The following is an 18,428-nucleotide window of genomic DNA, read 5'->3' on the forward strand; positions in this document are numbered from 1 at the left end:
TCTATAAGAGAAATAATAACTTTTTCACTAAACCACCATCAGGATGTTCCTGAATTGAAAAATACCTTCCAAAAATGCCATTTTTGGAAGGTGCTAAATAAAGAAAGTCCGCAAGAGATGCGGACTTTCAGGAAAACTTCAGCAATAAAAATTTTATTCTACCGTAACCGATTTTGCAAGGTTCCTTGGCTGGTCAACGTTCTTACCAAGCATTACTGCAATGTGGTAAGACAGCAACTGCAACGGAATGGTAGTGATAAGCGGCGTAAGCGACTCTATAGTATCGGGCACCTCGATCACATGATCGGCAAGCTCACGAACACTGGTGTCACCTTCGGTCACAATACCAATGATCTTACCCTGCCTTGATTTGATCTCCTGAATATTGCTCACCACCTTCTCATAATGCCCTTTTCTGGTAGCGATCACCACTACGGGCATCTCTTCATCGATAAGCGCAATAGGGCCGTGCTTCATTTCGGCAGCCGGATAACCTTCAGCATGAATATAAGATATTTCCTTCAGCTTTAAAGCTCCTTCAAGAGCAACCGGGAAGTTGAACCCGCGACCCAGGTAAAGGCAGTTGCGGGCATCTTTATATTTAAAGGCCACCTCTTTGATATGATCATTTGCCTCAAGGGCAAGTTCTATCTTTTGAGGAATGGTCTCCAGCTCCTGCAGGTGCATGTGAAAATCGGTATTAGACATGCTGCCCTTTGCCTTTGCAAGCTTTAGGGCGATCAAGGTAAGCACCGTGATCTGGGTGGTGAAGGCTTTGGTTGAAGCCACACCAATCTCGGGACCGGCGTGGGTATAAGCCCCGGCGTTGGTCTCTCTCGAAATTGAAGAGCCCACCACATTACAAACTCCAAACACAAAGGCGCCTTTTTCTTTAGCGAGCTTGATAGCCGCCATGGTATCGGCTGTTTCGCCACTTTGAGAAATGGCAATCACCACATCGTCTGAATTAATGATTGGATTCCTGTACCTGAATTCTGAAGCGTATTCAACTTCTACAGGGATGCGCGCCAGGTCTTCAAAAATATACTCGGCCACCAGTCCTGCATGCCATGAAGTTCCGCAGGCAACAATAACAATTCTTCGAGCATTGAGAAAACGCTCGAGATTATCGTCTATTCCTGCCATGCGAATAATTCCTTCTTCGGCATGTAACCTTCCGCGGTAGGTGTCTTTTATAGCATTTGGCTGCTCATAGATCTCCTTGAGCATAAAGTGATCAAAATTGTTCTTTTCAATTTGCTCCAGATTCAGCTGCAACTCCTGAACGTAAGGATCAACAAGCGAGTCATCGTGAATCTTTCTCACTTTCACCCCTTTGCTGCGTCTTACCACGGCCATTTCACCATCTTCAAGGTAAATGGCATTATTGGTGAATTCAATAAAAGGAGAAGCATCTGATGCGATGAAGTATTCATCTTTTCCAACCCCAATGGCTAACGGGCTACCCAAACGGGCTACCACAATTTCATTGGGCTTTTTCTTGTCAAAAACAGCAATGGCATAAGCCCCCACAGTTTGGTTGAGTGCAATCTGCACTGCCTTACCTAACTTGACCCCTTCTTTGACAATAACATCTTCAATTAGGTTCACCAAAACCTCGGTATCGGTATCCGATTCAAATTTGTAACCGCGCTTGGTCAATTCTTTCTTAAGGCTCTCATAGTTTTCTATGATCCCATTGTGGATGATCACCAAATCTCCCGAATTTGAGAGATGGGGATGAGAGTTAACATCATTGGGCACTCCGTGAGTTGCCCACCTGGTATGACCAATACCCAAGGTTCCCGAAGTATTATCGAGTTCACTTTCCATTTTCGCCTTAAGATCGGCTACCTTTCCCTTGGTCTTACTTACTTTTAATTCTTTGTCATCATACAATGCTATTCCAGCACTATCATACCCCCTGTATTCCAGTCTTTGCAGACCTTTTAAAACAATTGGATATGCTTCCCTGTGACCAATATATCCTACTATTCCACACATATTCTAATTCTTTGGTTCTGTATAATAAATCTTAAGCTTGAGGCGCTTGTCTTCATTTTGTGCATTTGGGCCATAAAGAACAGTGGCTTCAGGCGTAAGCAACGCTCCTCCGGGAATTCTTTCTACTTCGGGGTTGGCTTCTGGCAAAACTCTGTAAGTCGAAATCAAATTCACGTTTTGTGTCACTACCAACCCGAGTTTGACATTGGTAGAATCTTTGTTCAACAATTGGTCAATATGGCGGGTAATCCTCATCTTATAACTAATCCCGTTCCCGTTCTCGTCCCTTTCCAAAGGTTCGAGGTGGCGATCATTGGAAACTGAGCCCGCATTGTTTGGCTGCCCGCTTGCATCCAGAACATAATCGGCCAAAATAGAATTATTGTTTAGATCGTAAAGATAAATTCTTTCAGCCTCGTTAAGGTTGCCAATATAATCCCTGTTCACAAAAAATTCAAGGTGTGCCTCGTTAATTAACCAGTCATTATCTCTCAAGGCTTCAAGTTCGTCGGAAACCCCATCATTATTTGCATCGGGCCCAGAGAAAAGATCTATGACCGCCATAGAACCTTCCCCGCCTTTAAGGTAGAGGTTCTGGTCATCAAATTGCGGTGCTTCCTGCTCAAAAGTATTTACGCGCACTCCGCCAAATTTAAGCGAATAAGACCTTCTTCCTTCTATAAGCTCTTCCCTGTCACCATCGCCATCGGAATCGTTGCCGTCAACTATTTTTGTCTTGTAATAAATAGAGATCCCGGCATCTTCACCCAGTAAATTGAGGAGCATCATTGTACCTCCATCTCCTGCTTTTTCAGCTTTTAGATAAAGCCCTCTAAAATAATTCTTAAAGTTATCCTGATTAAGCAAAGCCGAAGTACCTGCTTTCTCGATGATTTTTTCCTGGAAGAAATCATTGTTCAGCATAATCCTTAAAGCCGGCCCTCTAGACACCGTATCTACAACTCCCATGTCATTTACGGTATACTCTACATAGCCTTTGGGGGAAGGAATAAAATTATCCCTCTCGTAAATTGGCTCCGGATTGATGTTGTTCATGATCTTTGGCTCCAGATTGGAATAATATTTTTGGGCTTGTTCAAAGTTAGAATCGGGATCGTAGGTATTCAGAAAATACTTAGATTCATAAACCGAAAGGCTGATTGGTGTATTTCCGTAGATAGAATCAAGGGCGTATTCTACTTCGTTATTCCTAAGCACTTCATGCGAAAAATAAGGAATGGTGAGCACCACGCTGTCAATCACCGCATCGGTCCCGAAGGAAGGATCTAACGAACCCAGCTCAAGATTAGACAGTATGCCGGCTTCCTGGGTTCCAAAGACATCATCGGTATAAACTCCCAGCAGGTTAAGCGGCAAACTGTTGGTTTGTACCGGAGGAAGATCGTAAGAATGTGCAGAGATCAAAGTCTCATCATACACATTGGCGTTAAAACCGGGCTCCCCGATAACATCACTACCAAGGGTTTGGAAATCGTCTTCGCAAGCACCTAACAAAAAAACAACAGCCATAACTGTTGTTGTTTTCAACATTATATTCTTTAAGTTCATTGAATTTTTTCTAATTAAGATAACACCTTTGTGGTATAGAATTCCTGATAAGCCTGGGCAAATTCTTCCCTGTTCTTATAGCCTAATACCGGCTTGTCAAGTTTACTCAAATATTTCTTTAGCTCATCGGGAATATTATCTCCGGCAATAACAACAGCATCAGAATTATCTACCGCTGTTTTCATTATGTTCACGTAAGATGGCTTTTTCAGGTGTTTCACCTGTTCGTTTTCAAGACCATCAAATAATACTTTCTTATACATTTGATTATCTAACGTTCCATCGAAGTCCTGATTGTATACAGAGGTCACAATTTTTGCTTCGTTGAACAAAGGCTCATTTCCGTAGTAATTGCGAAGGTACAACGGCAGCAATGAAGACAGCCAGCCGTTTACATGAATAACATCTGGTGACCAGTTGAGTTTCTTCACGGTTTCAATCACCCCTTTTGCAAAGAAGATGGCTCTTTCATCATTATCGGGAAAGAGATTTCCCTCTTCATCTGTAAGGGTGGCCTTTCTCTTAAAATAATCTTCATTGTCTATGAAGTACACCTGCATCCTCTCTTTGGGAATGGAAGCAACTTTAATAATAAGAGGCATATCAAGATCATTGATAACCAGGTTCATCCCGGAAAGCCTAATGACCTCATGAAGCTGATGCCTTCTCTCATTGATATTCCCAAACCGGGGCATAAAGATGCGAATTTGGCCTCCCTGGTTGTTAACCATTCGGGGGGCTTCAAAAGACATAGATGAAATTTCGGTTTCGGGCAGGTAGGGAATAACTTCAGATGATACGTACAATATCCTCTTATCTTTCATAGGATCACTTTAATGCTGTTGTAAAATAAAAACACGCAAAAATACAAAATTTTATGCAGATTGCCAGTATTATATTAAGTTTGCAGGCCCTTAATTTTGGAATAAGATGCAGATTTTAAAGGAGAAGGAAGCGCTTAGAACGCAGGTTAGAGCCTTAAAAAATGACCAGCGCAGCATAGGTTTTGTTCCTACCATGGGAGCATTGCACGAAGGCCACCTCTCTCTAATCAAACAGGCCCTTTCTACTTGTGATAAGGTAGTTGTGAGTATTTTTGTGAACCCTACGCAGTTCAACAATCTGGAGGATCTTCAAAAATATCCGCGCACCCTGGAGAAAGATGTAGCCCTTATAAGTCAGTTAAGCGATGATGTTATCATCTTTTCTCCTGCGGCATCCGAAATGTATGGCGACAGCATTTCTTCGGAAGAATTCTCCTTTGATGGCCTGGAACACCAGATGGAAGGCAAATACCGGAAAGGACATTTCAACGGCGTTGGCACCATAGTAAAAAGGCTGTTTGAAATGGTAGAGCCCGATAAAGCCTTTTTTGGAGAGAAAGACTACCAGCAGCTACAAATTATCAGGAAACTTGTAGAAAAACAAAAACTGAATGTTGAAGTAATAGGCTGCCCTATTTACCGGGAAGAGAACGGGCTCGCCCGAAGTTCCCGAAATGAAAGGTTAAGCCCCGGCGAACGACAAAATGCTGCATTCATATACCAGATCCTGCAAAAAGTGAAGAGTGATTTTGGCATAAAAAGTGCTCAGGATATCACCCACTGGGTGTCAAGCCAGTTTGAATCCCAACCCGGCCTGCAGCTCGAATATTTTGAGATAGCCAACGCAGATGACCTGGTGAGTGTGCAGGAAGAAGACATGACAAAAAAATATCGCGCCTTTATTGCCGCCTATTCGGGTGACATCAGGTTAATTGATAATATAGCTTTAAATTAGCAGTATGCAAATCCACGTTGTAAAATCAAAAATTCATCGCGTAAAAGTAACCGGTGCAGATCTTAACTACATTGGCAGTATTACCATAGATGAAGATCTTATGGACGCAGCCAACATTATTGAAGGTGAGAAAGTACAAATTGTAAACAATAATAACGGCGAAAGACTAGAAACCTACGCTATTCCCGGGCCGCGCAACAGCGGCGAGATCACCCTTAACGGGGCTGCCGCCCGCAAGGTGGCAAAAGGCGATATCCTTATTCTTATCACCTATGCCATAATGGATATTGAAGAAGCCAAAAAATTTAAGCCTTCTCTTGTTTTCCCTAACGAAGAGACAAATCTCCTGAATTAACTTTTGAAGAAAAAAATCTTCAGGTTCGCGAAAACTTTTCTTCCCCTGTTACTGGGTATTTTTTTGATATGGTACTCCCTTAGCAGCGCAACCCCCGAAGAGCGCCGGGAACTGTGGAACAACATTCTGCTTGCCGATCTAAAATGGGTTTATTTAAGTGTTTTCTGCGGAATACTTTCCCACCTTTCCCGTGCTTACCGCTGGAAGTACCTCCTGGAACCTCTGGGGTATAAACCCCGCCTGGCCAACAGTTTTATGGCCGTTATGGGTGGCTATCTCGCTAACCTGGGCGTACCGCGATCGGGCGAAGTATTGCGTGGCGCAACAATTTCAACCTACGAGAACGTTCCGTTTGACAAAGCTTTTGGAACCATAGTTTCAGAAAGGATTGCCGACCTGGCAATGGTGCTTCTCATCACCACCTTCGGCTTTCTCATTCAAACCGAGAACCTCATCAATTACTTTGATGCCAATAACATCAACCCCTTTATTTCTATAGGCATCCTGCTTGTGCTCATCATTATTGGCGTTATTTTTCTCAATCTCATTAGGCGCTCCAATCACCCTTTAATGCTAAAGATCAAAGACTTTGCCCGGGGCTTGCTGGAAGGCATGCGCAGCATTGTAAGGATGAAAAAGAAAAAAGAATTCATTTTTCATACCCTTTTCATCTGGATCATGTACCTACTCATGTTCTACGTGATTAAATACGCCATCCCCGAAACAAATTCCTTATCGCTGGCAGGTTTTATGGCCGCCTTTATCGTTGGTTCTGTAGCCATTACCACCACAAATGGCGGAATTGGCGTTTATCCAATCGCCATGGGGGCCGTACTCTTACTTTTTGGGGTCAACCAGCAGGCCGGCGAAGCTTTCGGCTGGATCATGTGGGGGTCGCAAACCCTCATGGTAGTTATTCTTGGCGGACTTTCCCTCTTATTTCTTCCACTTTACAATCAAAAGAAATAAAATTTTATATTGCTTTAGGAAATAAACCTATTGCATATGAAGAAATTATACATTTTTACCTACCTGTTTTTAGTCGTACAGTTAAGTTTTTCACAAACCCTTTACAAGACCATAAATTCATCGAAACTTGGAGAACAAAGGGAGCTCAAAATTCAGTTGCCACGCAATTACGAACAAAATTCCGATAAAATTTATCCGGTGATTATCGTGCTCGATGGAGATTACCTGTTCGAACCTATGGCCGGAAACGTAGATTATTATTCTTACTGGGACGAGATCCCCGAAAGCATAGTGGTGGGCGTAAATCAGCTTCGAAGCAGGAATGACGACTGCACTTACGATCCTAAAAATTTCCTTCCGGAAAAAAAAGGAGCTCAATTTTTCGAATTTTTGGGCATGGAACTCCTGCCCTTCATAGACAACAATTACCGCACCTCAAGATTTGTGGCCATTGCAGGACATGACATCACCTCCAACTTCATAAACTACTACCTCTTCAAACCCCAGCCTATTTTCAAGGCTTACATCAATTTAAGCCCTCATTTTGCCCCCGAAATGAGCAACAGGATCGCCGAATCCCTTTCTAAGGCCGAAAGCCCGTTCTGGTTCTATCTGGCCACCGGCTCAAACGATGTAGCCGAACTCAGGAAGCAGGCCACAGCCTTCAATCAGCAAATGGCTGCCATTAAAAATAATAACCTGCATTACGGTTTTGGGAATTTTGAAGCCGCCAATCATTACACCCTTATTGCCAATGCGCTCCCCCGGGCCCTGGAACACATTTTTCAAACCTACAAACCCATAAACCTCGAAGAATACGACAAAATGATCGCCCTTGAAGGCTCTGCCCTCGATTTTCTCCTTGAAAAATACGAGCTTATTGAAAATAATTTCGGGCTCCGAAAACTGGTAAGGATCAATGACTATCTCGCCGTGGGAAAAGCTCTCGAATACCGTGAACAATGGGATGAGCTCGAAAAACTGGGTGAACTTGCCCAAAAACAGTATCCCAACATGGCCCTGGCAAATTACTATCTTGCCCGCTCTTATGAAGCCAGTGGCAAAACCAAAAAAGCCATGAAAACCTACCAAAGTGCATACGGAAAAGAAGAAGTGGCCTTTATTACGATAGATTTTATGCTGAAAAAAGCCGATCTAATTAAACAAGATTTCGGTTATTAGCAGCTCATTTGAAGCAACCCATCAATGGCCAAACCCAAGACCCTGTATTTTTGCCAAAACTGTGGTACACAGCACAGCAAGTGGCAGGGCCAGTGCAATTCCTGTCGGGAATGGAACACACTGGTTGAAGAAGTAGTACAAAAAACCGAAAAAAAATCCTGGAGCAGCGAAGCTACACCCGGGGTTCATAAAATAGCAAAACCGCTGCGGATTTCTGAAATTGAAGTATCGAAAGAAGAGCGGCTCAAAACCAACAACCAAGAACTGGACAGGGTGCTGGGCGGCGGCATAGTTCCCGGCTCCCTCACCCTTCTTGGCGGCGAACCGGGGATTGGGAAAAGCACCCTGCTCCTGCAAATTTCGCTGAATTTATCTTTTAAAACATTGTACGTTTCGGGTGAAGAGAGTCAGCAGCAAATAAAACTTCGGGCCCAGCGTATCAACCCTGATTCCGACAACTGCTTCATCCTTACCGAAACAAAGACCCAGAACATTTTTCAGCAAATAGAAAAGCTGCAGCCAGAGATTGTCATCATTGACTCTATTCAAACCCTTCAAACCGATTTTATTGAAAGCGGGCCCGGCAGCATCTCTCAAATTCGCGAATGCACGGCCGAGCTTATAAAATTTGCCAAAGAAACAGCCACTCCGGTGATCCTCATAGGCCACATCACCAAGGAAGGAAGCATTGCCGGGCCAAAAGTCCTCGAACACATGGTTGATACCGTGCTCCAGTTTGAAGGCGACCGCAACCATGTGTACAGGATTTTAAGAGCGCATAAAAACCGCTTTGGCTCCACCAATGAACTCGGCATTTATGAAATGCAGGGGAATGGCCTTAGAGAAGTGAGCAATCCTTCTGAAATCCTTATTTCCAAAAATGAAGAAGATCTGAGCGGTACGGCCATAGCCGCCACCCTTGAAGGCATGCGGCCTTTGATGATCGAGGTGCAGGCGCTGGTGAGTTCGGCGGTTTACGGCACGCCGCAGCGGTCGGCGACGGGTTATAATGCCAAGCGCCTCAATATGCTGCTGGCGGTTCTCGAGAAAAGGGCAGGTTTCAGGCTGGGCGCCAAAGACGTCTTCCTGAATATTACCGGCGGAATTTCTGTTGATGATCCCGCCCTTGACCTGGCTGTGGTAGCCGCCATCCTCTCTTCCAATGAAGACATTGCCGTGCCCAAGGATATCAGTTTTGCGGCCGAAATTGGCCTGGCGGGCGAAGTTAGGCCCGTAACCCGTGTGGAACAGCGAATTCTTGAAGCCGAAAAACTCGGCTTCAGCAGTATTGTGGTTTCTTCCCAAAATAAATTTCCCAAGAATAAGTTCGGCATAAAAGTTCAGAAAGCTTCAAAAGTGGAAGATGTGGTGAGTTTTCTCTTCGGATAGAAAAACCTTATCTTTTACTGAAAAACACAGCTATGCCATCCAAAAATGTCATTTTTGAGAAGCTTTCTTCAGCCCATCTTAAAGAGCTGAAGGAGTTGAGCCGAAGAACTTTTAGCGATGCCTTTGGAGACCAGAACAAGGCTGAAGATCTCCAGGCCTATCTCAATAATGCCTTTAGCGATGAGCAGCTCAAAACCGAACTGCTCAACCCGCTTTCTGAATTTTACTTCGCAAAACGGAAGGTCGAAACCCTTGGTTACTTCAAAATAAATTTAGGTAACGCTCAAACCGAATTTAAGGATGAAGACGCCATGGAACTGGAACGAATTTACGTGAAAAGCGAGTTTCAGAACCAAAAAACAGGACAGAAAATGCTTGATACCGTGATAGAAATGGCCGTACAGCGAAAAATGAAATATTTGTGGCTGGGGGTTTGGGAACATAACCGGCGCGGCATCAGTTTTTACCTGAAAAATGGGTTTGAAGCTGCCGGAAGCCATCCTTATATGGTTGGAAACGCCCGGCAGACAGATAAAATCATGAAGCTTTTCTTCTGACAACCTGAAGCCTCAAAAATGGCCTTTTAACCTTGGCTTACAGGTCCCAATTGGCACAATTTCTGCATTTTATGTTTCGTGAATACTTCAGGAAAACTACATTTTACGGCACTGCTGGTATTGTTATTTCTGGCGGTTTCCTGTTCCAGGATGAACAAAGCCAAAGATCTTTTCAGCAAACCCACTGCGAGGGAACAGTATGCGCGCAACTTTAAAAATGATCCAGCAGCCTACGCCCGCTGGGAAAAAAGCTTCGAAAATGCCCTTTTTGACAGTATAACTGTTACGCCTCCTTATTTTGAAGCAGGAAAGTTTACTGCTACAGGAGACCACATTTACACCTACAATATCTCCCTCAACCCGGGGGAAAGTTTACGGGCAGAGGTGCAAACCGATTCACTCAAACCTCTTGTTTTTATAGACCTGTACCGGAAGAAAACAGATTCGGCAGCGAGTTACGAGCAGGTGGAATCGGCCGAGTTTGGAGCCACTGAAATACAATATGAAACAAAACAACCTGGAATCTTTAAAATCCTCCTTCAGCCGGAAATCAATTCCACTTCCGCATTTTCAGTTAAAATAGTTAAAGAGCCGGTTTACTCCTTTCCGGTAGCCAATAAAAGCAATGCGGCAGTGCAGAGTTTGTGGGGTGCTGCGAGAGACGGCGGCCGCAGGAGCCATGAAGGAATTGACATTTTTGCCCCCAGAGGCACACCTGTACTTGCGGCCACTGCCGGCAGGATATCTTCAACCGGGAATAAAGGTTTGGGCGGAAAACAGGTCTGGCTGCGCGACAGCAAACGCGGAAACTCCCTCTATTATGCACATTTAGACAGCATCATTGCCCGCCCCGGAATGCGTGTAAAAGCAGGGGACACGCTTGGGCTTGTGGGCAACACCGGAAATGCCCGCACCACCCCGCCACACCTGCATTTTGGCGTTTACCAGGCTTATGGAGGCGCACAGGATCCTCTGCCTTATGTCTTCAAGCCCTCCCCTCCGGCTGTATTTATTCCGAAGTCAGATAATATATTTCTATTGGCCACGGGCAGCGCTAACTTGAGAAAAGGCCCTTCCACCAAAGCTGAAATTGGCAGCCGTGCCAGCACAAATGATACTTTGCAGCTACTTGGGGAAACGCCCCACTGGTATCACACCAGGCTTAAAGATGAAAATTTCTTCATCCATAAAAGCCTGGCGTCACCCTTGTAAAAAATTTGATTATTCGAATTCTGGCTCCTGAAGCAGCCTGTTGATTTCATCGAGTTTAGGAGTGAGAATGACCTCGATCCTTCGGTTCTTTGCACGGCCCTCGGCAGTGTCGTTTGAAGCTACAGGCGCATATTCGCCCCTGCCGGCTGCGGTAAGGTTTTCAGCATTGATTCCCGAATTTTCGAGCAGCAGCTGTACAATGGCCGTGGCACGTTTGGTAGAAAGGTCCCAGTTGTTGGTGAGTTGCCCGTTTCCGTTGTAAGGAACATTATCGGTGTGGCCTTCAATAAGAACGGCGATATCGGGGTTTTGAGCAAGTACAGAGGCAAGTTGCTGCACGGCCTTTCTGCCTTCGCTACCCACTGCCCAGCTCCCTGAACTGAACAAGAGCTTGTTTTCCATGGAAACATAGACTTTTCCGTCCCTCTGCTCTACGGTTAAGCCTTTCCCTTCAAAATTGACAAGGGCCTTGGAAATGGCATTTTTGAGGGCATTCATTTTTGCATCCTTTGCAGCGATCAGACTTTCGAGTTCCTCAACCCGTTTTGACCGGGCCGCGAGGTCTTTCTGAAGTTTTTCCAACCTGTTTTTTTCCTGAAGCAAAGCTTCTTCTTTAGCATCAAGCTCGGCTAGAAGTTCGCGGTTTCTCCGGGAATTTTCGGCCAGGGCCGAAGAGCTGTTGGCTTCTAGGGCATCATAAGAAGTTTTCAGTTTCTCGTAGCTTGCCTTTGTGCTGTTGTACTCCTGCTGCAGCCTGTCTCTTTCGGCTTTGGTGGTTTCATACTCAGCCTGCAAAGCGGCAAGATCATTTTCGTTTTGGCGGAACCTGGCTGCCAGATCATCAAATTCCCTGGCAAGTTCGCTGTTCTCTTCCTGTAATTGTGCATACCTGTCTTCAAGGTCTTTATACACTTTTGAAGAAACACAGGAAGAAAGTAAAACCGAGCTGCTCAAAAGAGCAAAAAAAAGATTTCTATTCATAAGGGGTTTGGTTTAATCTAATTCAACAAGAACGGGGCAGTGGTCGCTATGTTGTGCATCGGGCAAAATAAGGGCGCGTTTCAACCGGTCTTTAAGCGGTTCGCTCACCATGTGGTAATCAATTCTCCAGCCTTTGTTCTTACCGCGGGCACCCGCGCGGTAACTCCACCAGGAGTAGTTATGCGGTTCCGAATTAAAATGCCTGAAGGAATCGATAAAGCCACTTTTGATGAAATTCCCGATCCATTCCCTTTCTACAGGTAAAAATCCGGAAGTGTTTTTAAGCCTTACCGGGTCGTGGATGTCTATTGCTTCATGGCAAATATTGTAATCTCCGCAAATCACCAGGTGCGGGATCTCCTGCTTCAACTCGTCCACATACTTCTGAAAATCGGCCATGTACTGCAGTTTATGGTCCAGGCGGGCAATGTTGGTTCCCGATGGCAGGTACATGCTCATTACCGAAAAATCTTCAAAATCTACCCGCACATTGCGGCCTTCAAAATCCATGTAATCTATCCCGGTTCCAAAAACCACATTTTTGGGCTCCTCTTTGCTCAAAATTGCAACCCCGCTATAGCCTTTCTTAACCGCCGGAAACCAGGAGTTGTATTTATAGCCCAGGTTCTCAAAAGGCTCCTGGTCAAATTGATCGGGCGTGGCCTTTATTTCCTGCAGGCAAACCACATCGGCGTTGGTAGACTCAAGCCAGTCTATAAAACCTTTTTTAATGGCAGCCCTAATTCCGTTTACGTTGTAGGAAATTATTTTCATTCTTTACATTTTATGCTGTCAAAAATAGCATTTTTAAAAGGCCTTCAGAAAGAATGAAGCCAGAGTTTTTTCACTATCGCACCACAATGCGCTGTATTTTGCCTTCATCCCGTGTGCCAATACGCACAAGGTAAACCCCGGCCGCCACATAAGACATATCGAGAGTATAATCGTAAGCGATGCTGCCTTTTTTTACCATGGCTTCCACCAGTTTTTGCCCCAGCATGTCGTGGACGGTAACCCACAGCGGGCGTTGGTACGGAGTGGTAAAATTCAGGTTAAATAGGTCTTCTTCGGAAGAAGTGATCACAAAATTGCCCTGCTGGATTTCAGATTCTTCAATCCCGTCTACAATAACCACGGTGTAATCTTCGGTAGTTCCGTATTGCATCACGTCACAAGGGTCATTGAGCTCTCCTTCATAAGCTGAACTTACGTCTCCAGCTCTTGCCCTCAAAATATGTTCCCCCAAAGTGGCATTTTCGGGAAGTGAGAATTCAAACAGGCTTGGCCCCGAAGAGGAAGTTATATTACCAGATCTCACCAGTTGCTCTTCAGGCTCAAAAACAGCATTATCGTTAAAGTCTATCCACATGGAGAACTCATTGCTGCTGTTGGAAACCACCCCTACCTGATAGACATCGCGGTTAATATCGAGCCTTGTAGAAATTCCGAGGAAATTATTATAGCCGTCGTCACAGTAAATATTCTCGTTGACGATCTCTTCAAGATAAAAGCTGATGATGCCGTCTCCAAAGGCACAGGAAGAACCTTCGGGGATGCAGTTTAGCCGGGCGATGGTCTCTACTATTGCATCGTTTTCCAGGTCGCTGTCACCTTCAAGAAAAGTGGAAGCTTCAATGGTATACCTGCCATTTGCTGAAAAGTCAAACGGGGTGGCGAAGGTATAAGTGAGCTGAGCGCCCACCTCCAGGGTCTCATTTACAGTTTCGGTTACGGTATTTCCGCCGTTTACGGTATAACCCACTTCAAAATTGCCCTGGGCTTCCCCTCCAAAATTCTCTATGACCACAGTAATATTTTCAGTAGCAAGGTTAGAACCGGTTTCGGGATGTACTAGCTGCGTGACCCCAATATCTTTGGGCGGCAAATTGACAACCTGGATGGTAAGGGAATCGTTTTCAGGGTTCATATCCCCTTCCAAAGCTGTACTCACGCTAAGTTGGTATTCTTCCCCGGGCACTGAAAGGTCTAAAGTTTCAGAAAAAGTAAATTCCACCTGTTCGGCTGAAGGGATGGTACCGGTAAAAACCTGGCTTACCACCTCACCTTCATTCAGCTGAAAGTTTACCGGGAAATTTGACTGAGGCTCACTCCCAAAGTTCCTGATAGTGACGGTAAGGTTCTCGCCGGCTGTAAGGCTTGAAGACACAGGAGAAATGACTGCCGTTACCCCCACGTCTTTTGCGAACTGTGGCGCAAGTTTGAACACCCCTACCCTGTTAAGGCGGGAACCAGGCCTGAAGTATTCGGCATTATACCAAAAAGTCTCATTGTCAACCGGATCAATGCTGGTGTGGGCATAATCTCCATACCTGTTGCTTTCGCTGGCAGCAGTGCTCTCTATAAGCGTCTCCTCCTGCAAAGTCATCCTGTTGAGAGGATCGTTAAAGTATCGCCCTGTAAATTTTAAAGTAGGAAGTATGGGCGATTCGGGACTGTCGTTCACCAGGGTAAAGCCCATCCCAATATTTCCATGTTTGTCGATATTTATGCTGCCACACCAGCGGTCGCTATCATCGGGCGCATAGGTCCCTTCCTGATAAATTTGCCAGTCCTGATTTTCGCCAGGCTGCCGCAGCTCGTACCATCTTATTCCCGCATGCTCTGCAATTCCCGGATCTACATCTACCACAAAATTAAATACAACCGAGTTATGGGTAGCAAACCTCCTGTAAGAAGTTGGATACATCAAGGCTCCCTGTAAGGCATCGAGTTCGGGTTTGTTAAAAGGCTGGGCAAGATTTGAAAAACCTCCGCCGTCAAAAGTGCTTTTAAAAGGGGTTAAGCCTTCGGAAGGCGTAATTTCCTGCGCTTCCTTAATGGTGGAATTTCCCAAATTATTCCAGTCTACATTGACCAGCCATATTTTAAGATGGTCTACATTCACCCCCATCCAGGAATCATCCTGAAAATAGATTACCGGCATATTCCCCGGTGGCGGTGGCTCGCTGCCCGTGGCGTTAAAAGCCGCCGGACTGTAAAAGCCGTTGTTCCTCACCCCCGGAAGCGGAAAGCCCACATGCCTGGCTGCCTCTCCCCTTAGCATCTTTTCCCTTTCAAGCACAAATACCACCTCGCTGATCTCGGGATCATCGAGATCCTGGTTTGTGGTCACGTAATAGCCGTCACTCCACAAAAAAAATTTAGGATAATCCGGGAATGTTCCCGTGGCAAACCTGTAAGTATACCAGCCGTCATTGACCGGGTCTGGCCCTTTGGAAACAGCTACCAGCAGTGCATTGGTGGGATCAACTTTATTGGGGCAGCCCTGCACGGGATTATAGGGGCAACCGGCAAATTGGGTGATGAGAAACCTGTCGGCAAACTGATCGTAAAGTACAATAGGATCTCCCAGCCTTTCCCCCGAGAATTCACCTCCCAAAGAGGCTATATCGGTAGGCGGCAGGAGGACGTTCCCCTGTTTGTCAAAAACCGAGAAACCCGAATTATAGGCGTTTACATAGTGATTTGGCCCGGCAGCACCGGTAGGGTCTGTAGGGGTATGAAAAAGATTGGCGGCATCAAAAGAGAGGATAGCCTGTTTCACGGGAATGGTCCCTTTCTTTTCCTGCAACGCTGCGTCTACACCTTTAGGATATCCTTTCCCCGGCACCACCCTGTTGGCAGTGCGGTTCTTCGGGTTTACTTCTTTTCTTTCACTTACAGCCGGGATCAATTCTTTGGCAGAGAGAGGCGCAGAGACTGAAGGTTTTGCGACTCCCTGTGAAATTGGGCCCAAGAGTTCCTTCTCCTGGGCAGAAACATGCAATTCCAGGAACAGAACGAGAAAAAGAAAAAAATAATTTTTCAGCATAAAGCAAACTTTGACCAATAAATGTAATGATTTAGGATGAGCAGGAACAAAAAAAAGAACAATTCACACGGAATTGTTCTTTTTTTTAACTCATTTTTGGATGGAAAAAAGCTACTTTTTCATCCAGTGTTTAAAACCGGTTTCTTCGGAAATCACTTTGGAGATTTCGGCAATCGGGATCCGTTTTTGTTCCATGGTATCTCTGTACCTCACAGTTACCATGCGGTCTTCAAGAGAATCGTGATCTACGGTGATACACAAAGGTGTACCCGAAGCATCCTGCCTCCTGTACCTGCGCCCAATAGCATCTTTCTCATCATACTGTACATTGAAATCCCACTTAAGCTCTTCAATGATCTCCTGTGCCAGTTCGGGGAGGCCGTCTTTTTTAACCAGCGGCAAAACAGCAGCTTTATAAGGTGCAAGTATTGCAGGTAGTTTAAGAACAGTACGTGAACTGCCATCTTCGAGCTCTTCTTCTTTAAGAGAGGCCGAAAGCACAGCCAGGAACATCCTGTCAAGACCTATTGAGGTTTCTATCACGTAAGGCACGTAATTTTCCTTGAGTTCAGGATCGTAAAAACGAAGCTTTCGGCCCGAGAATTCTTCATGGGCTTTAAGGTCAAAATCGGTGCGGGAATGTATCCCTTCAAGTTCTTTGAAACCAAAGGGGAAATTAAATTCAATATCTGTTGCGGCATTGGCGTAATGAGCCAGTTTATCATGATCGTGGAAGCGATAATTTTCTTCACCAAGACCCAGTGAAAAATGCCATTTTTGGCGCACTTCTTTCCAGTGCTCGTACCATTTTAGTTCTTCTCCCGGCCTTACAAAGTATTGCATCTCCATTTGCTCAAACTCCCTCATCCTGAAAATAAACTGCCTTGCGACTATTTCATTTCTAAAGGCTTTTCCCGTTTGGGCAATCCCGAAAGGAATTTTCATTCTTCCGGTTTTCTGAACATTAGAGAAGTTCACAAAGATCCCCTGTGCAGTTTCGGGCCTTAAATAAAGGTTTGATGCTGTTTCAGAAGAAGCCCCCAGCTTGGTGCCAAACATAAGGTTAAACTGCCTCACCTCGGTCCAGTTACGGGATCCGGTTTCAGGATCGGCAATATCAAGTTCTTCGATAAGGGCCTTTACGTCCTTTAGATCTTCATTGGTAAGGGAGCGGCCAAGGCGTTCAAGGATTTCCGTTCTTTCGGAAAGGTAACGCTGCACGCGTTCATTGGTGTTTACAAATTGCTCTTCATCAAAAGCTTCCCCAAAGCGTTTGCGCGCTTTTTCGATCTCCTTTTGCGCTTTCTGAAGGATCTTTTCTGCATGATCTTCAACCAGTACATCGGCCCGGTATCGCTTCTTAGAATCTTTATTGTCAATAAGCGGGTCGTTAAAGGCATCAACGTGGCCCGATGCTTTCCAGGTAGTAGGATGCATGAGAATAGCGGCATCTATACCTACTATTTCCTGGTGCAGCTGCACCATGCTTTTCCACCAGTAATCCCTGATATTTTTTTTGAGTTCTGCTCCGTTTTGTCCGTAGTCATATACCGCACTCAGGCCGTCATAGATTTCGGAAGAAGCAAAAATATACCCATACTCTTTGGCATGGGATATTACGTTTTTAAAAAGGTCTTCTTGTTTTGCCATAAAGCAAAAATAAAAAAACCGCCCCGATTCAAGCCAGGGCGGTGGAATTAATTAATTTTTTGTTTTACCTGAGACTAAATCCTGTTGCCCCTATCAAATTAGCCCCTTCGTAAACCAGTACTTTATAGGAGCCTTCAATTAGGCGGTCAGGATTGATATTGGCCAACAGGCACACGTCAAGCTCATCATTTTCATAGTACACTTTTGAGGCGGCACTGTAAACCATAACGCCGCCATCGTGCTGTACGGCAATTTGGTCTCCCACCAGTTCGTTGTTGGGGTTGTAAACCTGCACGTAAATATTTTTGTCTCCCGCGGAAGCCAGGGTATTTGGCGTGATGGTGAAACAGGTTCTAATCTTATCTACTCTTCGGGTGCGGTCGTTCTCTACCAGCCTTCCGCTGTTTCGCTCAATGACTCCTTCGCCTCTCAAATTACTTAGTTTAAGCTGGGCGGCGCGGTCAATTTTTGAGGCCATGGTCTGGTTTTGAACCTGCAGGGAATCTGAAATTCTCGTTCTTTCAAGCAGCATGTTATTGGTGCTGTCAATTTCGGTGATAAGTCGTTGGTTTTGATTGCTAAGACTGTCTACCACCCTGAACAACTGCTCTTTTTCAGCCTTTAAATTACTCACTTCCCTGCGATAGCGCGAAATTAACGCCAGGTTAGCTTCCATATCCTGCACCGAATCGCGCAAAGCCAGAATCCTGTTCCTGGCTGCGGTCAGTTCAGAATCAAGACCTTCGTTCTCGGCAATTGCCTCGTCGTATTTTAGAATTAAATCGTTAAGCTCCCCTTCTATAACAGCTTTTTCCTGCTGTAGTAATTCCTGGTTCTCCTTTTCGTCATTATAAAACTTTATGGTATAAATACCCAGTGCAACCAAAGCGACTGCCAAAACCCCGGTAAGGATCTTTAAGGCATTATTACTCTTCTGGTCTGACATAAC

Annotated in this window: 15 protein-coding genes; 7 read left to right on the forward strand and 8 right to left on the reverse strand. The window is 45.1% G+C overall.

Annotated features, from left to right (window positions below; all coding sequences use genetic code 11):
* Positions 1-153 precede the first annotated feature (153 nt).
* From glmS to JRG66_RS06135, 3 genes are read right to left on the reverse strand one after another with little or no spacing between them, the layout of a single operon-like run.
* Positions 154-2,004 carry a glutamine--fructose-6-phosphate transaminase (isomerizing) gene (glmS, locus tag JRG66_RS06125; RefSeq protein WP_265164958.1) on the reverse strand — a complete coding sequence of 617 codons (1,851 nt, stop codon included), beginning with the start codon at positions 2,002-2,004 and terminating at the stop codon, positions 154-156.
* A 3-nt stretch (positions 2,005-2,007) separates the two neighbouring features.
* Complete coding sequence (gene bamH / locus JRG66_RS06130) at positions 2,008-3,534, reverse strand: BamH family beta-barrel-assembly machinery protein (RefSeq protein ID WP_265164959.1); 1,527 nt, start codon at positions 3,532-3,534, stop codon at positions 2,008-2,010.
* 53 nt (positions 3,535-3,587) lie between these two features.
* Positions 3,588-4,397, reverse strand: a complete 810-nt coding sequence (locus JRG66_RS06135; protein WP_265164961.1) for a glycogen/starch synthase — start codon at positions 4,395-4,397, stop codon at positions 3,588-3,590.
* A gap of 106 nt (positions 4,398-4,503) precedes the next feature.
* Here JRG66_RS06135 and panC point away from each other — a divergent pair, with 106 nt between their 5' ends.
* From panC to JRG66_RS06170, 7 genes are all read left to right on the forward strand, one after another.
* Positions 4,504-5,352, forward strand: a complete 849-nt coding sequence (gene panC / locus JRG66_RS06140; protein WP_265164963.1) for a pantoate--beta-alanine ligase — start codon at positions 4,504-4,506, stop codon at positions 5,350-5,352.
* Between the two features lie 4 nt (positions 5,353-5,356).
* A complete protein-coding gene (gene panD / locus JRG66_RS06145; RefSeq protein WP_265164964.1) occupies positions 5,357-5,707 on the forward strand; it encodes an aspartate 1-decarboxylase in 351 nt (116 codons plus the stop codon).
* Positions 5,708-5,710: 3 nt separating this feature from the next.
* Positions 5,711-6,676 carry a lysylphosphatidylglycerol synthase transmembrane domain-containing protein gene (locus JRG66_RS06150; protein ID WP_265164965.1) on the forward strand — a complete coding sequence of 322 codons (966 nt, stop codon included), beginning with the start codon at positions 5,711-5,713 and terminating at the stop codon, positions 6,674-6,676.
* A 36-nt stretch (positions 6,677-6,712) separates the two neighbouring features.
* Positions 6,713-7,858, forward strand: a complete 1,146-nt coding sequence (locus JRG66_RS06155; RefSeq protein ID WP_265164966.1) for an alpha/beta hydrolase-fold protein — start codon at positions 6,713-6,715, stop codon at positions 7,856-7,858.
* A gap of 24 nt (positions 7,859-7,882) precedes the next feature.
* Positions 7,883-9,247: a DNA repair protein RadA gene (gene radA / locus JRG66_RS06160; protein ID WP_265164967.1), complete on the forward strand. Its 1,365-nt coding sequence runs from the start codon at positions 7,883-7,885 to the stop codon at positions 9,245-9,247.
* A 32-nt stretch (positions 9,248-9,279) separates the two neighbouring features.
* On the forward strand, positions 9,280-9,804 hold the full coding sequence (locus tag JRG66_RS06165; RefSeq protein WP_265164968.1) for a GNAT family N-acetyltransferase: 525 nt from the start codon (positions 9,280-9,282) through the stop codon (positions 9,802-9,804).
* A 78-nt stretch (positions 9,805-9,882) separates the two neighbouring features.
* Entirely contained in the window at positions 9,883-11,016 is a 1,134-nt protein-coding gene (locus tag JRG66_RS06170; protein WP_265164969.1) for a peptidoglycan DD-metalloendopeptidase family protein, read from the forward strand.
* 9 nt (positions 11,017-11,025) lie between these two features.
* Here the strand turns inward: JRG66_RS06170 and JRG66_RS06175 are convergent, their stop codons facing one another.
* The 5 genes from JRG66_RS06175 to JRG66_RS06195 form a co-directional block, all read right to left on the reverse strand.
* Positions 11,026-11,997 (reverse strand): OmpA/MotB family protein, encoded by a 972-nt coding sequence (locus JRG66_RS06175; RefSeq protein WP_265164970.1) that lies wholly within the window; start codon positions 11,995-11,997, stop codon positions 11,026-11,028.
* 12 nt (positions 11,998-12,009) lie between these two features.
* Positions 12,010-12,771 carry an exodeoxyribonuclease III gene (locus tag JRG66_RS06180; protein ID WP_265164971.1) on the reverse strand — a complete coding sequence of 254 codons (762 nt, stop codon included), beginning with the start codon at positions 12,769-12,771 and terminating at the stop codon, positions 12,010-12,012.
* 73 nt (positions 12,772-12,844) lie between these two features.
* Entirely contained in the window at positions 12,845-15,829 is a 2,985-nt protein-coding gene (locus JRG66_RS06185; RefSeq protein ID WP_265164972.1) for a GEVED domain-containing protein, read from the reverse strand.
* A gap of 111 nt (positions 15,830-15,940) precedes the next feature.
* The gene (locus JRG66_RS06190) at positions 15,941-17,479 is read right to left on the reverse strand and encodes a glycine--tRNA ligase (protein WP_265164974.1); all 1,539 of its coding nucleotides are present in this window, start codon (positions 17,477-17,479) and stop codon (positions 15,941-15,943) included.
* Between the two features lie 64 nt (positions 17,480-17,543).
* Positions 17,544-18,425, reverse strand: a complete 882-nt coding sequence (locus JRG66_RS06195) for a DUF8428 domain-containing protein (RefSeq protein ID WP_265164975.1) — start codon at positions 18,423-18,425, stop codon at positions 17,544-17,546.
* Positions 18,426-18,428 lie beyond the last annotated feature (3 nt).

The organism is Salinimicrobium tongyeongense, from assembly GCF_026109735.1.
Taxonomy (GTDB): domain Bacteria; phylum Bacteroidota; class Bacteroidia; order Flavobacteriales; family Flavobacteriaceae; genus Salinimicrobium; species Salinimicrobium tongyeongense.

Bases quoted from the DNA above. Each gene is read 5' to 3' on its own strand.
- glmS (WP_265164958.1), bottom strand. From the start codon at position 2,004: ATGTGTGGAATAGTAGGATATATTGGTCACAGGGAAGCATATCCAATT.
- bamH (WP_265164959.1), bottom strand. From the start codon at position 3,534: ATGGCTGTTGTTTTTTTGTTAGGTGCTTGCGAAGACGATTTCCAAACC.
- JRG66_RS06135 (WP_265164961.1), bottom strand. From the start codon at position 4,397: ATGAAAGATAAGAGGATATTGTACGTATCATCTGAAGTTATTCCCTAC.
- panC (WP_265164963.1), top strand. From the start codon at position 4,504: ATGCAGATTTTAAAGGAGAAGGAAGCGCTTAGAACGCAGGTTAGAGCC.
- panD (WP_265164964.1), top strand. From the start codon at position 5,357: ATGCAAATCCACGTTGTAAAATCAAAAATTCATCGCGTAAAAGTAACC.
- JRG66_RS06155 (WP_265164966.1), top strand. From the start codon at position 6,713: ATGAAGAAATTATACATTTTTACCTACCTGTTTTTAGTCGTACAGTTA.
- radA (WP_265164967.1), top strand. From the start codon at position 7,883: ATGGCCAAACCCAAGACCCTGTATTTTTGCCAAAACTGTGGTACACAG.
- JRG66_RS06165 (WP_265164968.1), top strand. From the start codon at position 9,280: ATGCCATCCAAAAATGTCATTTTTGAGAAGCTTTCTTCAGCCCATCTT.
- JRG66_RS06175 (WP_265164970.1), bottom strand. From the start codon at position 11,997: ATGAATAGAAATCTTTTTTTTGCTCTTTTGAGCAGCTCGGTTTTACTT.
- JRG66_RS06180 (WP_265164971.1), bottom strand. From the start codon at position 12,771: ATGAAAATAATTTCCTACAACGTAAACGGAATTAGGGCTGCCATTAAA.
- JRG66_RS06185 (WP_265164972.1), bottom strand. From the start codon at position 15,829: ATGCTGAAAAATTATTTTTTTCTTTTTCTCGTTCTGTTCCTGGAATTG.
- JRG66_RS06190 (WP_265164974.1), bottom strand. From the start codon at position 17,479: ATGGCAAAACAAGAAGACCTTTTTAAAAACGTAATATCCCATGCCAAA.
- JRG66_RS06195 (WP_265164975.1), bottom strand. From the start codon at position 18,425: ATGTCAGACCAGAAGAGTAATAATGCCTTAAAGATCCTTACCGGGGTT.